This is a genomic window from Mesorhizobium sp. INR15 (assembly GCF_015500075.1).
Taxonomy (GTDB): domain Bacteria; phylum Pseudomonadota; class Alphaproteobacteria; order Rhizobiales; family Rhizobiaceae; genus Mesorhizobium.
In genome coordinates this window covers 6,132,500-6,147,399 of sequence record NZ_CP045496.1, presented here as the reverse complement: position 1 = coordinate 6,147,399, position 14,900 = coordinate 6,132,500, and the positions used below count along the sequence as shown (strand labels likewise).

Below are 14,900 nucleotides of genomic sequence, written 5' to 3'. Positions count from 1 at the left end.
CGAGGACCAATGTCATGAATAACGGAACCACCCATCTCTTCGTGCCCGGGCCTACCAACATCCCGGATGCCGTTCGTCGCGCGATGAACGTGCCCATGCAGGACATGCGGGCGCCTGATTTCCCAACCTTGACACTGCCGCTGTTTGCCGACCTCAAGAGGCTATTCAAGACCGACACGGCCACTGTCCTCATGTTTCCCGGCTCGGGCACAGGCAGTTGGGAAGCGGCGATCTCAAACACGTTGAACCCTGGCGACAAAGTCCTCATGTCGCGGTTCGGCCAGTTCTCGCATCTGTGGGTGGACATGGCCGAGCGGCTCGGGCTCGACGTGGTGTGCATCGACGTCGAATGGGGCGAGGGCGTGCCCCTGGAAATCTACGAGCAGCACCTCAGCCGCGATACCCATCGCAAGATCAAGGCTGTGTTCGCCACCCACAACGAAACGGCGACGGGGGTCACATCAGACATCGCCGGCGTGCGGCGCGCTCTCGATGCAGCCAAGCACGATGCCCTCCTGTTCGTCGACGGCGTCAGTTCGATCGGCTCCATCGATTTTCGCATGGACGAATGGGGCGTCGACCTTGCCATTACCGGGTCGCAGAAGGGGCTGATGTTGCCGGCGGGCCTGGGCATCCTCGCCGTGAGCGAAAAGGCAATGGAGGCCCACAAGAACTCGCGCATGCCCCGCTGCTATTTCAGCTTCGAAGACATGAAGGCGGCCGGTGCTACCGGCTATTTTCCCTATACGCCCCCGACCCAGTTGCTTCTTGGCATGCGGGCGTCCCTCGATCTGCTGTTCGCCGAAGGTCTGGACACTGTGTTCGCGCGTCACCGCAAGCTTGCGGAGGGTGTTCGCCTCGGCATCCAGGCGTGGGGGCTGAGTCTTTGCGCGAAGGAAGAAAAGTGGTGGTCCGACACTGTCTCGGCCATCGTGGTGCCGAGCGACGTGGACGCCCGGAAGGTGATTGCCACGGGCTACAACAGGTATCGCACCTCTTTTGGCGCTGGCCTCGGCCGGCTGGCCGGCAAGGTGTTTCGCATCGGCCATCTCGGCGATCTCAACGAAGTGATGTGCCTCGGCGCTCTGGGGGCGGCGGAAATGTCGCTGCATGACGCGGGTGCGAAGATCGAACTCGGCTCGGGCGTTGCCGCCGCGCAGGACTGGTACCGGGCGCGCGAGATGGCGCCGGATCAGTTGGTCCGCACATGCGCGGCATGAGGGCTGGCCGATGAAAAAACCAAAGGTAATCGTCACCCGCCGTTGGCCGCTTGAGGTCGAAGCGCGGCTGGCCGACGCATTCGATGCGGCATTCAATCGGGATGACGTTCCGCTCGAGCAGGACGAACTGAGCGCAGCACTGGCCAACGCCGATGCGCTTCTGCCGACAGTCACGGACCGGCTTGGGGCAAGGCTGTTCGAGGGCGGTGTCAAAGCCGGAATCCTCGGCAATTTCGGTGTGGGATACAACCATATCGACATCGCGGCGGCGGCAGCCGCCGGCGTCGTGGTGACCAACACGCCCGGCGTGCTGACGGACGCAACAGCCGATCTCGCACTCACGCTGCTGCTGATGTGCGCACGCCGGGCCGGCGAAGGCGAACGTGAATTGCGCGCCGGCAAATGGAGCGGCTGGCGGCCAACGCATCTTTGCGGAACGCATGTCACCGGCAAGACCATTGGTATTGTCGGTATGGGCCGTATTGGCCAGGCAGTGGCCCGGCGCTGCCATTTTGGCTTTGGCATGGAGGTCGTGTTCTTCGACCAGTTCCCGGTGACGGGTCTGGGTTTTCCTGCCCGGCAGCTCGATACAGTCGACGATGTGTTGGCTGCTGCCGATTTTGTTTCACTGCATTGCCCTGGCGGCGGCGAGAACACCCATCTCATCAACACCGCCCGCCTTGCCCGGATGAGACCGGGGGCCTTTCTCATAAATACCGCGCGTGGCGACGTCGTTGACGAAGCGGCGCTGACCGAGGCGTTGGATGCCCGTCTGATCGCGGGAGCGGGGCTTGACGTCTTCGAATTCGAACCGGTTGTTCCCGTGGCCCTGCGCGAGCGCGATGACGTTGTCATTCTGCCGCATCTGGGCAGCGCGACCAGTGAAACCCGCGTCGCGATGGGCTTGAAGGTGATCGAAAACATCGCCGCCTTCTTCGAAGGGCGGCAGCCGCCCGACCGCGTCGCATAACACGCAACCTGATGCCTATTCCGTTATCGATGCCATCAGCGAAAGAGTAACGACATGTCCAGTTTCTTTCAAAAGAGCCTCAACGGCGATCCCGTCATCTCCGAAGCCGTCAGACGCGAATTGCACCGGCAGCAATTCGAGATCGAGTTGATAGCATCGGAGAACATCGTCTCCCCGGCAGTGCTTGAGGCGCAAGGGTCGGTGATGACCAACAAATACGCGGAGGGCTATCCGGGCCACCGCTACTATGGCGGCTGCCAGTATGTCGATCTGGCGGAGGCCGCGGCGATCGACCGGGCAAAGCAGCTGTTTGGTGCCGCTTACGTCAATGTGCAGCCGCATTCCGGAGCGCAGGCAAACAGCGCGGTGATGTTTGCCATGCTGCAACCGGGCGATACCTTCATGGGCCTGTCGCTGGCAGCGGGCGGGCATCTTACGCACGGCGCCAGGCCGACCATGTCGGGCAAATGGTTCAATGCGGTGCCTTATGGCGTCCGAAGGGAAGACTGCCTGATCGACTACGACGAGATGGAGGCAAAGGCACGCGAACATCGCCCCAAGCTCATCATTGCCGGTGGCTCCGCCTATCCGCGCATCATCGATTTCGAACGTATCCGGAAGATTGCCGATGCTGTCGGAGCGCTGATGATGGTGGACATGGCCCATTTCGCCGGGCTTGTCGCCGGCGGCGTTCATCCCAACCCGGTACCGATCGCCGACATCGTGACCACGACCACGCACAAGACCTTGCGTGGTCCCCGAGGCGGCATGATCCTGTCGCGCGATGTCGACCTGGCAAAGAAGCTGAACAGTGCTGTCTTCCCCGGCCTGCAGGGTGGTCCGCTCATGCATGTCATTGCCGCCAAGGCGGTCGCCTTTGGCGAGGCGCTCCAGCCGGAGTTCGGGGACTATGCGATGCAGGTGGTGGCCAACGCCAGGGTGCTCGCCTCAACGCTTTTGGAAAGAGGGTTCGACATCGTGTCTGGCGGCACTGATACCCACCTGATGCTCGTCGATGTGCGCGCAAAGGGCATTACTGGAAAGGAAGCTGAAGAGGCGCTCGGCCGGGCAGGGCTGACATGCAACAAGAACGGCATTCCGTTCGATCCGGCGCCGCCGGCGGTCACCTCCGGCATCCGCCTCGGAACGCCCGTGGGCACGACGCGCGGCCTGAAGGAGGCTGATTTCGCCGAGGTGGAGAAGAGACGGTCCGAACCACTGTAGGCAAGCTCTGCCGCGAATATCCCATCTATGATGCCGCGAGCGGGTTCGTTCGCCGCCTTTGAACGAAAAGGCCATCCAGGCTGTAAGGCCGGTTGACGCGGTGCTGTCCTACGTGTCGCGCCTGAAGTTCGATTTGATGACCCGTCCAGACAACTGTCCGCCATCGACAGGCAACACTGCGCCGGTCGTGAATCCGGACGATGGCGATGAAAGCCAAAGCACTGCGTTGGCGACATCGGCGACGGATCCCAACCTTGCCATCGGGACAGCCATGGCAGCCATGCGTTGTATGTCATCGCCGGCGGCCTCCAGATGATGGGTCAAGATTGGCCCCGGCGCCACGACGTTCACCCGGATACCCTGGTTGGCATAATCAAGCGCCGCGACGCGGCTGAGGCCGATAATCCCAGCTTTACCCGCCACATAGGCGGAAAGTCCCGAAACGCCTTCGACACCAGCCGTCGAGGCCATATTGACGATGGTGCCGCCACCGTTTTCCAGCATGCCAGCGGCGTCTTCAGATGGACTTTCGGATCCGTACTGCGAAAGAGGATCGGCGCGATCCGGCTCGAAACCCGACCATACATGGAGACAGTAACAACGGTCAGCCGCTAACCGACCGGGCCTGAACCTTCATGAGGTTGCCGATAACATGCCGTGGCGGTTCTACCGCCAATCCCTGGAGCGGCCGACTGCCTGATTGAAACGTTGCCGCCACGCGTGGCGGTCGACGTCGCGGGGACGGTACGCGAGGTCGCCGCCGACGATGGCTGGAAGCACCGCGCCGATCGCCAGTGCCGCCAGCGACGCACAGCCGAGGCTGGTCAATTCGTCGAAGGATTTGGTGCTTACGCCCCGGCCCAGTCCGTCGGCGAGAAACTGCGAGAAATAAGGGCTGCGCGACAGGCCGCCGTCGATCGACAGGTCTTGGGCGATCGCCACCTCTTGCGCCATGGCGCCGATCACCTCGACCGTGCAGAGCGCGATCCCCTCCAGCGCGGCCTGGCACATTTGTTGCCGCGTCGTGCTGGCCGACATGCCGAGCCACAGGCCAGCAGCGCTGCGGTCCCAATAGGGGCAGGCCAGCCCCGACAGCGCTGGCACGAAGACCAGCCCGTGATCGATCGCAGGTCCATCCACAAAGTCCTGCAACTCGTCGACGCTGTTCATCAGACCGATCCGCCCAAGCCATTCGATTGCCGATCCGGCATCGTAGACGCCGCCATCGACGGCGTAGACAGTTTCCCCCGGCGTTTGCCAGGCGACCGTCGGCAACAGGCCGATCCCGGGATTGCGGACGATCCGCGAGTCGGTGATCGCGAGCGCGAAAGCGCCAGTGCCAAAGGTGATCTTGGCATCGCCCGCCTTCCGGCACCCGTGACCGTAGAGCGCCGCCTGCTGGTCGACGATCGATGCCGTCACCGGTATTTTTCCCGCCAGGCCGATGACCAGGCCAGCCGATGGGCCGATCTCGGGCAGCGTTTCGATCGGCACGCCAAACAACCGGCAGAGCTCCTCGTCCCAGCGCAGTGTCTCCAGATTCATCAGCGAGGTGCGCGATGCTGTCGTGGCGTCGGTAACGAAGCGACCAGTCAACCGGTCTAGGAAGAAGGCGTCCGTGGTGCCGAGCCTCAGGCGGCCGGCCGCATGCGCCGTTCGGGCGGCAGGCAAGGTTTCGATAATCCAGGCCAGCTTGGAAGCAGAGAAATAAGGGTCGAGCGGCAGGCCGGCGCGCGCCAGCGTCACGGCTTCGGCACCGGCGGCGCGAAGCCGCTCGATCACATCCTTCGTGCGATTATCCTGCCAGACGACAACCGGGGACAAAGGCTCACCGGAAACGGCGTCCCAGGCAAGACAGCTTTCCCCCTGATTGTCGATGCCGATCGCATCGACCGCGCCGGCGGCGGCGATACAGGAGGCGACGTTGCCGAGCAGTTCCAGCGGATCATGCTCGACCCATCCCGGTTGCGGATAGTGCTGGGCGTGGCGCAGCGCGTGGGCGATGCGCGGGCTGCCATTGCTTTCCACCACCAGCACCCGCGTCGAAGTCGTCCCCTGGTCGATTGCCGCGATCCGCATCTAACGCCCCTCATCCTTGTTGAAGCTGATCGAAATCGTTTCCATGGTGCCACCGGCTTTCAGCAGCGCCGCCAGCGGGAGAAGAATTCTTCGCTCCGGCAAAACGCTCATGCGCTTTTGCCAGAGGACACGGCCACCGCTCTCGGCCTTCAACACGCCGGTGCCGCTGGCCTCGGCCCGGAGCTGGATCTGCTCCAGACAAGCCTTGGCCGAGGGCAAGGCAATGTATTGCGGCACTGTCAGCTTCAATCCCGCTCCACGCGCGATCGCAATCATACGCTCGGCCGCTGGCAAGCGGCCGTCGAGGTCGTCAGCGACAACGGCACCGATACGGCTGCCCTCTCGGAACGACCAGCCAGCGGTCTCGATCGGGCGGAGCAGATTGCCGGCGGCGAAATAGCTGGGGTCGCTGCAGCGGCCAAATTGATCGATGAGTGGGCCGCCGCTGCCCTGGTCCAGGCCGAGGTGGCTCAGGCGCACCAGCGCTGATTCAGGCAAGAAGCGGCCTGTGAGCAGGACACCGTCGCAGGCGAGTTCCCTGGTCGAATCGTCCGACAATCGAAGCGTGACCGCTTCGACCCGCGATCGTCCCTTGATGTCGATGACATCGGCACCGTAGTGCGTGGGTATGCCGAGCAGGCGTGGGAACAGGTCGAGCGGCCGCCGCGCGGTCGGCCGCAACGCCATCTCAACGATCGCAACCGGTCGGATGCCGGCTTTCCAGCATGTGAGTGCGGCGGAAAGGCTGACCAACTCGGTGCCGACGATCACCGGCCTGCGAAACGGCTTCAGATGCTCGATATAGATGCTCTGCTGCAGCGTTCCGGTGGTGATGACTCCGACCGGACGATCGCCGGTCATCAGCCGCCCGGCGCGCGACATTTCACGCGCGCCGGTCGCAAGGATGACGCGGCGGGCCGAAACGTCGCTCGTGCCAACTGGCGTTGTGATGGCAAGCCTTCCGGAAGGATGCAGCGCGGTGACCGTCGTGTTGAGCCTGATATCGACGCCGGCATCTTGCGCCGCTTGACGGAGTTTTTCGGCATAAGCCGGACCGCTCAGCAGGCGATGGAATTCGCGCATTCCAAAGGGCGGATGTCCGCAATGACGCGGCACGCCACCAGCAACCTGTTCGCGCTCGAGGATAGTCACGCGTTCGACTCCGCGCGCACGCAACGCCAGCGCGGCGGCAATGCCGGCAGGGCCGCCGCCGACAATCGCCACGTCGATCGACGCCGGATCACTCATGGCTTGCCTCCACCGTCAGCGGTTCGGCGAGCTTGCCAACGGTCAGCGCGGCGATGTGCGCCTGGCAATAGAAGCCCTGGCAACGCCCCATGCCGGCACGGGTGCGTCGCTTGAGGCCGCCGATGTCGCTGGCCGGTAAAGGTCCCGACAGCGCCGCCTCGATCTCGCGCCGGGTCACCAGTTCGCAATGGCAGACGATCTCGCCATGGCCGTCGGCCTGCCAGTCGCGTTCAAGATGTTCGGCCAGGTTCGGCATGCGCGGCCAGACGGGTTCAGCAACCGTCGTGAAGCCGGTATCCCCAAACCCGCGATGAAGCTCGGCGGCATGTTGCGCCAGACCAAGCGCCGCCGTCAGCCCGGTCGAACGGATGCCGCCGATACTGATCCATCGCCGATCCGTGTCGGCCGACACGCGATACTCCTTGCGCTCGGTCGCCGGTCGCAGTCCGGCGTAGATGGCAGTGACCGGAACATCGGCAAGCGCGGGGACCATCTCCACCGCCTTGGTCACCAGCAGACGCAAGGTCTTCTGCTCGACATCGGCGCGGTTGCGGTCGCGTTGTTCCTCGGCGGTCGGTCCGACCAGCACATTGCCGAAAATGGTCCGGGCCAGCACCACGCCCTTGGTGCGCTCGTTTGGCACCGGCAAGATGATCGTCCGCAGCAGCGAGGCGGCCGCCTTGTCGAAGACGACGAACTGGCCTTTCCGTGGCAGGATGGTGAAGTCGGAACTGCCGAGCAATCGCTGCTCGATCACATCGCCGAACAGACCGGCACAGTTGATGATCGAACGCGCCCGCACTTCCCCCCTCGAGGTTTCGAGTGTCCAGATACCGCCGTGATATTGGCCGGCGAGAACCTCCGCATTGAACCAGGCTTCCGCGCCATGGTGAACGGCCTGCGTGAGATAGGCCAGCGGCGCGGACCATGGATCGACGACATGCTCGCCAGGGACCAGCAGCGCCCCACGCGCTCCGGCGGCGAGGTGCGGTTCGCGCGACCGGATCTCGGTTGCTCCGAGCAGCCTGACATCGTCGACACCATTCGTCCGCGCCTGCTGCTCTATCGCGCCCAGTTTTGCGAGATCCTCGTCCGACCAAGCCACCACCATCGCACCGGTTTCGAGCAGCGGCAGGTTCATGCGCTCGCGGATATCGAGATATTCGCGGTAACCGGCCTGCATGCAGGCAAGTTCGAGGCTTTCCGGCGGCGCATCGAAGCCGGTGTGCAGCAACGCGCTGTTGGCCTTGCTGGCGCCGGCCAGGATATCCGCCGCCTTTTCCAGGAGCACGACGCGCGCTCCATCCAGCGCAAAGCGCCGGACAACCGCGCAGCCGACAACGCCGCCGCCGATCACCGCCACGTCGAATACGCCACGCTGGACCTTCATGATCTGTCTTTCCCGGCGCTGGAGTGAATTCAGGTTGCCGGCATCGGAAACGGTGCCGGGTCCATGAAGCGTCGCAGCACGTTCAGCGTCAGTCGTGAGATGTTGTTGTCGAAATTGTTCCAGGGCAGCGAGCCGGAATAGGCGATGGAACCGACCGAGAATACCGCGCCGCCATTCGGCGTCTCGAAGAAGACCAGGTCGGCACGGACCTTGTCGCAGACGTCGCCGGTGCTGCCCATGAAGTTGAATAGCATGTCCTCGACGACAAAGACATGAGCCTCGGTGTGGTGCCCGGAGCTTGCCACGACCAGGGAATGCGGCGGCGATCCGATCGAGACATCGTGGCGGTCGAGCTCCATGCCGGCGGCGCCGCCGCCGGTCAGCCCGAAGTCGCCGAGTATCTCATCGTCGATGCCCGCCATGATGAAGGCGGCGCGCGGATCGCTGGCGCCGGCGGCCCTGCGGTAAGGCGAGGACTGGTCAAAGCCCTGTGCGGTGAAGCCAACACCGACCAGATGGTTGGGGCTACGGTTGCCTTGCCGCCGCCAGAGGCCACCATATTCGCCGGTGAAGCTGTGGTAATATTCGCCTGTCGGCGGCTCCCAGGCGCGGCTGCCGCCCTCTGCTCGGCGAACCTCGATGATGCCTGGCTGGGTGGAATGATAGGCGATGCGCCAGTAGAAGCCGTTGCCTCCGAGATAGATCAGCCGCCCCCCGCTGTTGGTGAAGCGCTGAACCCCGTCCCACATCTCCTTGGAATAGTACTCGGGGTGGGTGGCGGTGACGACAGTCCTATAGCCGCTCAGCAGCTCGCAGCCCTCCTCGTGCAGATCTTCGTCGGTGATGACATCGTATTCCTGTTCGAAATTCTCGAGCCAGCTGGTGATGTGGGTGTCGGCGTTGAACAGCCACAAATGCGAAGGCCCCGCGCCATGGTTGGCTTCGACCTTCGGACGCAGGTTGAGCACCGGTCTCAGGCGCGACGAGTAATAGACACCGCTGCCATCTGAATGCAGATCGTAGAGCGAATGACCGTATTCACGATGTTCGTTGAGGAACTGCTGGTGCGGATGCAGCACCAGGGCGCGGTTGAGGTGCAGCTCGACCAGACCATCATTGGTGCCGAAATGCTCATTGGCATAGGCCATGTAGGTGGCGAGCGGAAACAGGAACGCCAGCTTCGACGTCGGCTTGCCACGTGCCGGCCTGACCACGAAGGTGACGAACTGCTCCTCACCTTCGGCCTCGATGCGAACAGCATAGATGCCACTCTTCATATTCTCAGGAATTGTCAGCGAGAAATCGGCCAGCCAGCCGGCGTCATAAACATCATCGTCGTGGAAATGGATCGCTGACCATTGCTCGGGTTTCTGCTTCCAGCACAAACCGTCCTCGCCGGTGAAATTATGGCCAGTGACGCCGCGGGTCGGCATGTTGACGACCACGCCGTCGCGCCCACGGCCCGAGACGTCGTCGATGCGGATGCCGGAAATGTCTCGCGAGAAATCCCATGCGCCCGCGAGTGTCCCCGAAAGACGTTCGGCCCAGCGGTCGCCGCGCAGTGCCTGCAGGTCGGCCAGCGGCAGGTTGGCGACGGAGATACGCGGTCGATCGATCTTGCCGTTATACAGTGCGCGCCCAACCATGCGTCCCGCATCCTCGCCACCCCAGCTGGCCGCGAACAGCAGCGGCGCCGAATTCTCCCAAGCGATGCCCGACGGCAATACGCTGCTCGCCGAGCCACCGTCGTCGATGGTTGGAAATTGATGTTGTGGCTCCTGATAGACACAAGCTCTGCCGCTTTCGGTGTCGTAGGTCACGGCGGCGAAGTACCAATGCTTCGCCAGCATCGGCTTGCCGACGGAGACCAGTTTGTGGGTGATGCCATCGGATATCTCGATGCCGATGGAGCCGTCCGGCGCAATGACCATGGCGATGCCGCGACCGGCAACCTCGTCCCATTTCGAGATGATTGCCTGGCGGCTCTTGATCGGTGTCGTCGGCATGATCATCGCCTGCAGGGATAGGCTCGGCGAGTTGGAAAAGATGTCGTTGCAATCGATACGCCCGAACGAACCGGCATGGATCACCTGATGCCGGCCGGGATAGCGGCCGTCGATCGCGCTGGGCACCGGAACGAGCTTCACTGGCGGTGCCTCGGCAGCCGTGTCGCCCTGCACGACCCTGACCACGCTCGCCCGATAGTTCGGGTACTCGCAATTGATCATGAAGCGGATGATGCTGCCTGGCACGGCGCTGACACGATCGGCATATCCGGTGATTTTCAGCATAATGTCAGTCTCCAAGGCCTTCACCGTCGCGCTTTTTCAATCGTTCAGGTCGATGTCGAAATGCCGTTTCATGCGCAGCTTGAAGATTGCCCATTCGGCGTCGTCCAGGTTGTGAAAGACACTGTCGAGCAGGGTCATCGGCTTGCCGCGGCCATTCATCCGCACAAGCCGCCATTCCTCGTGCGGACGGGTGCAGAGCAGCGCCAGCTTGCCGGTCATCGGCTCACTGCGGATGCGGTTGATCAGGCGCTGAAGTTCAGGACTGTGCTGGCCCGTGGTCTTTGCGCGAAACTCGGCAATAAGGTCGTCAAGGTTCCGGCCCTGGATCAGCCTGTCCAATTCCTGGTTTGCCACCAATGCCTCTCTTCCTTGTTGCGAGCGGCCGGAGAGCGTTCAGCGCCACGCGCACTGTCGTTCGTGACAATGCAAGGCTTCCAGCCGAAAACGAAGTTTCGCAATTCGGTCAATAAACCGGTTGGGTTTATCGTTGTCAATGACCGAACGGTCAATTGGCATTTAAAAAGGCCGACGATCGTTTTGCTGTAATTCATGTGACCGGCGGCACAGCGCCAGCCTTCATTGGAATGCGCCGGATGCGGCGGCCAGGCATGGTCGTATCAGGTTGCGACGATGACCTCGACGCCGGCCGCGAGCAGGGCGTCCATTGTTTCGGCGGACGGACGCACGTCGGTAACGAAGCGGTCGATCACGTCGATCTGGCAGACCTTGGCGAAGGCGTCGCGACCAACTTTCGAGTGGTCGGCGACAATGGTCAGCCGGTCGGCCTGTTCGATCATGGCGCGCGCCACCTGGGCTTCGCCGAGCGAAAAGTCCATGACGCCGTTCCTGACGTGGATCGCCCCGATCGTCAGCACCGCGTGAGCGGCGCGGAAATTGGAGATCTGCTCGATGGTGGCTTCGCCGGTGGTTTCTCCGGCGTCGGCCTGATAAAGGCCGCCGAGCAGGAAGACGCTGTTGCCGCGCCCCGACAAGGCAGCCGCGATCGCTGACGAATTCGTCACCACGGAGAGATTGCCGAGCTCCGACATCTCCTCCGCGAGGAGCAGGGTCGTCGTACCGGTATCGATGAACATCGTCTCGCCATTGTCGAACAGTTTGGCGGCGGCCCGGGCGATTGCCCGTTTGCCGGCTATTTGCTCCGACATGCGGATGGAGAACGGGTTTTCGTCGGCCAGCGACGGCAGGCAGGCGCCGCCGTGAAATTTTCTCAAGGCGCCGGCGGCGGCAAGCTGATTGAGGTCGCGGCGGATCGTTTCGCTGGAAGCCGACAATTGCTGGACGAGATCCTCGACGAGGATGCGCCCCTTTTCGTGGGCAAAATCCATGATCATCGTGCGGCGTTGCTCTGGGCTGAAGCGGCTGAAGGTCATTGATTCTGTGTCATATCCCTTGCGGCAGCCTACGCATCACGATGGCGTCTCGTAAAGAGCGACGTCCACCTTGCAGGGTGCTGCCGAATACCAATCGCGACCGGTTGGCCGCCTGCTCCATCAAGGCGGAAGAGGAGCGCCCTGATGTGCTCAGCAAAAAAATTGTTTGATCGCATTGACTGAACGGTCATATTGGATACGTTATTCGGGCTATTAATCTCCTGCCTGGATGTCGCCGCTAAGGAAACGTGCTTGAGGGAAATTCAAGATAGCAGCATTATTATTCAAGTGACTTGACAGGCGCTACTGGTCTGTTGAAGTCTTGGGCCGCTGCGGGAGGAGTGCGCAGTCCGTGCGTTTCTCGCGTGAGTGCACAATCAACGCCACATCAAGGTGAGGGGAATTCGTTCAATGAAATCGACAAGACGCACATTTCTTGCGGGCGCTTCGGCGCTTGGAGCCGGCACGCTGCTGATCGCGGCCGGAACCGGCCGTTTCGGCACGGCGTGGGCACAGGACGGCAAGACCCTGGTCTTTGCCGCGGCTGGCACCGTGACCAGCAGCTGGGACCCGTCGTCCCACACCATCGCGCCGCAGATCACTGCCGAGGCGTTGGTTTTCGGCCGTCTGACGAAGTGCCTGATGAAGCCTGACAACCCCGGTGAAATTCTGCCGGATCTCGCCCTTGAATGGAAGGTTATCGACAAGTTCACGCTCGAGTACAAACTGCGTCAGGGCGTCAAGTTTCACGACGGCAAGGAGTTCAAGGCCGAGGACGTCAAGGCAACCTACGAATACGCCTCGCAACCGAGCCGCCCGGCGTCGGCCTGGTATCCGGGACAGGTCGAGGTCGAGATCGTCGATGACTACACGGTCCGCCTCAAGACCGAGAAATTCGGCTACCCGGCGCTGAATTTCTGGTACGTCTCCGCCTTCCTGCCGATCCTTTCGGCCAAGGACGTCGCCGATCCGAACGTGCTGAAACAGCGCCCCAACGGCACCGGCGCGTTCCGCTACGCCGAGACCAAGGGCGATCAGATCGTCTTCAAGTCCAACGACACCTTCTATGACGGCAAGCCGGAGATCGAGACCTTGCTGTGGACTTATGTGCCGGACGCCAACACGCGCGTTCTCGGCCTGCTCAACGGCCAGTACCACCTGACCGAGCGGCTTGAGCCGGAACAGTATGAATCGCTGAAGGCGCAAGCCAACATCGTTACCAACAGCAGCCTGTCCAGCGAGAACAAGTACCTGCATTTCCGCTGCAACAAGCCGCCCTTCGACGACGTCCGCGTGCGCCTCGCCGCGGCCCATGCCATCGACCGCGATCAGGTGCTTGCCGTTGTCGGTGAAGCGGCAAAGGCGTCCAGCAGCCACATCTCACCGGTGAAGTTCGGGTATGTCGATGTGCCCAACTATCCGAAATACGATCCCGAACTTTGCCAGAAACTTTTGGCCGAAGCCGGCTTCCCGAAAGGCGCGGGCCTGCCGGAGCTCGAATACATCACTTCCGTCGGCTTTTATCCGAAGACGCGCGAGTATGGTGAGCTGATCACCGCGATGCTGCAGGAGCAGGGCTTCCCGGTGAAACTGACGACGCTGGAACCGGCGGCGTGGGAAGAGCAGATCTACCGTCGCGCCGACGGCCAGGGACCTGGTCACATCATCGACGTCGGCTGGATCACGGGGTCGCCCGAGCCGGATCTGGTGCTGCGCCCGAACTACCATTCCAAGTTCGCGTTGATCAACGGTATCAACGATGCCGAGATCGATGCGTCGCTCGACAAGGAGCGCAATGCCGGCTCCACGGAGGAGCGCCTCAAGGTCCTTCAGGAAGAGACGCTGCCGCTTCTCGCCGCCAAGGTGCCGAGCCTGTCCTTGTTCTCGTCCGTGTTCCTTCGCGCCATGTCCAAAAACCTTGAAGGGGCCTATTTCTACCCGAACGGTCCCATCGACCTCAGCAAAGCCAAGCTGAGCTAGGAACCCCGTCCTTGAGCCGGTGGCCGGGCGCGATGCCTCGCCGCCGGCGGAGAGACCAACGATGGGCGCACCGCTAGGCGCGCCTGATCCCTTCTTCATTTCGGGGTGGCGTGCATGGCATTCGCGATCGAATTCTTCTTGCGGCGCATCAGCCAGGGCCTGGTGATCGTCATCCTGGTCGCATTCGTGATCTTTACACTGCTGCGCGTGGTGCCTGGCGATCCTATCCGCATCATTCTGGGACCGATGACGCCGGCCAGCGTGCTGGAGGAAACGGCCAAGAATCTCGGCTTGCGCGATCCGCTGCTGGTTCAGTTTGGCCGGTTCATGGGTCAGGTAGCCACTGGCGACCTTGGCCGCTCCTTCATTCGCGGCGTTCAGGGGGGCAGCGCCGGCGGCTCGCAGGACGCGAAGGGTTACAATCCCGAAAGCCGCGCTTCGGTCGCCGAACTGATCGGCCATGCGTTGCCCTACAGCCTGCAGCTCGCCGCTCTCGGCGTTTTTTTCGCGTTGCTGATCGCCGTGCCGCTCGGATTGGCGGCGGGCCTGCGTGCCGGAAAATGGCCAGACCGACTAGGGCTTTACGTCAGTTCCCTGTTCGTCTCGCTACCCAACATCTGGGTCGGCGTCGTGCTGATCTTCCTCCTGTCGGCCAAAACCGGATTGTTGCCGGCCATCGGCTACCAGGGTTTTGCCTACACGATCATCCCCGCGATGGTGCTGGCGATCGAACTTTCGCCGGTGATGATCCGCGCCATTTCGGTTTCGGTCGCGGCCAATCTCGGCGAGGTCTATTTCGATGTCGGCATGGTGCGGGGACTTTCCTATCGCACCATGGTCGGCAAGCATGTGCTGCGCAACGCCGCCGTGCCGCTGCTCAATCTGTTCGGCGCACAGATGATCGGCATGCTGCTCGGCGGCCTGTTCGTGGTGGAATACATCTTCAGCTATCCCGGCATCGGCATGCTGACCATCAATGCCGTGTTCCAGCGCGACTTCCCGATCATCCAGGCCGTCGCAATTCTCGCCAGTGGCGCGCTTGTCGCGATCAATATGCTGGTCGACTTCGCTTCGACGACCATCGATCGCCGCTTGAAATTCTGAAGG

12 protein-coding genes are annotated in these 14,900 nt (G+C 62.5%); 5 read left to right on the top strand and 7 right to left on the bottom strand.

Annotation, left to right across the window (positions count from 1 at the left end):
* Window positions 1–14: 14 nt before the first annotated feature.
* Genes GA829_RS29910 through glyA form a run of 3 tightly spaced genes read left to right on the top strand, consistent with a single transcriptional unit; the run spans window position 15 to window position 3,414 of the window.
* The gene (locus tag GA829_RS29910; RefSeq protein WP_195176146.1) at window positions 15–1,220 is read left to right on the top strand and encodes an aminotransferase class V-fold PLP-dependent enzyme; all 1,206 of its coding nucleotides are present in this window, start codon (window positions 15–17) and stop codon (window positions 1,218–1,220) included.
* A 10-nt stretch (window positions 1,221–1,230) separates the two neighbouring features.
* Window positions 1,231–2,190 (top strand): 2-hydroxyacid dehydrogenase, encoded by a 960-nt coding sequence (locus GA829_RS29905; protein ID WP_195176145.1) that lies wholly within the window; start codon window positions 1,231–1,233, stop codon window positions 2,188–2,190.
* Window positions 2,191–2,244: 54 nt separating this feature from the next.
* Complete coding sequence (gene glyA / locus GA829_RS29900; RefSeq protein ID WP_195176144.1) at window positions 2,245–3,414, top strand: serine hydroxymethyltransferase; 1,170 nt, start codon at window positions 2,245–2,247, stop codon at window positions 3,412–3,414.
* A gap of 108 nt (window positions 3,415–3,522) precedes the next feature.
* Here the strand turns inward: glyA and GA829_RS29895 are convergent, their stop codons facing one another.
* From GA829_RS29895 to GA829_RS29865, 7 genes are all read right to left on the bottom strand, one after another.
* Complete coding sequence (locus tag GA829_RS29895) at window positions 3,523–3,918, bottom strand: SDR family NAD(P)-dependent oxidoreductase (protein WP_195176143.1); 396 nt, start codon at window positions 3,916–3,918, stop codon at window positions 3,523–3,525.
* Window positions 3,919–4,080: 162 nt separating this feature from the next.
* A complete protein-coding gene (locus GA829_RS29890; protein WP_195176142.1) occupies window positions 4,081–5,493 on the bottom strand; it encodes an FGGY family carbohydrate kinase in 1,413 nt (470 codons plus the stop codon).
* Complete coding sequence (locus tag GA829_RS29885; protein WP_195176141.1) at window positions 5,494–6,741, bottom strand: NAD(P)/FAD-dependent oxidoreductase; 1,248 nt, start codon at window positions 6,739–6,741, stop codon at window positions 5,494–5,496.
* Window positions 6,734–8,131, bottom strand: coding sequence for an NAD(P)/FAD-dependent oxidoreductase (locus GA829_RS29880; RefSeq protein WP_195176140.1), 1,398 nt, complete (start codon window positions 8,129–8,131; stop codon window positions 6,734–6,736). Before GA829_RS29880 ends, GA829_RS29885 begins: the two co-directional genes overlap by 8 nt.
* A gap of 29 nt (window positions 8,132–8,160) precedes the next feature.
* Window positions 8,161–10,422, bottom strand: a complete 2,262-nt coding sequence (locus GA829_RS29875) for a N,N-dimethylformamidase beta subunit family domain-containing protein (protein ID WP_195176139.1) — start codon at window positions 10,420–10,422, stop codon at window positions 8,161–8,163.
* Window positions 10,423–10,458: 36 nt separating this feature from the next.
* Window positions 10,459–10,776 carry an ABC transporter permease gene (locus GA829_RS29870; protein WP_195176138.1) on the bottom strand — a complete coding sequence of 106 codons (318 nt, stop codon included), beginning with the start codon at window positions 10,774–10,776 and terminating at the stop codon, window positions 10,459–10,461.
* Between the two features lie 263 nt (window positions 10,777–11,039).
* Entirely contained in the window at window positions 11,040–11,813 is a 774-nt protein-coding gene (locus GA829_RS29865) for a DeoR/GlpR family DNA-binding transcription regulator (protein WP_195176137.1), read from the bottom strand.
* A gap of 411 nt (window positions 11,814–12,224) precedes the next feature.
* Between GA829_RS29865 and GA829_RS29860 the strand changes: the two genes are divergently transcribed.
* On the top strand, window positions 12,225–13,793 hold the full coding sequence (locus GA829_RS29860) for an ABC transporter substrate-binding protein (RefSeq protein WP_195176136.1): 1,569 nt from the start codon (window positions 12,225–12,227) through the stop codon (window positions 13,791–13,793).
* 114 nt (window positions 13,794–13,907) lie between these two features.
* Window positions 13,908–14,897: an ABC transporter permease gene (locus tag GA829_RS29855; protein ID WP_195176135.1), complete on the top strand. Its 990-nt coding sequence runs from the start codon at window positions 13,908–13,910 to the stop codon at window positions 14,895–14,897.
* Window positions 14,898–14,900 lie beyond the last annotated feature (3 nt).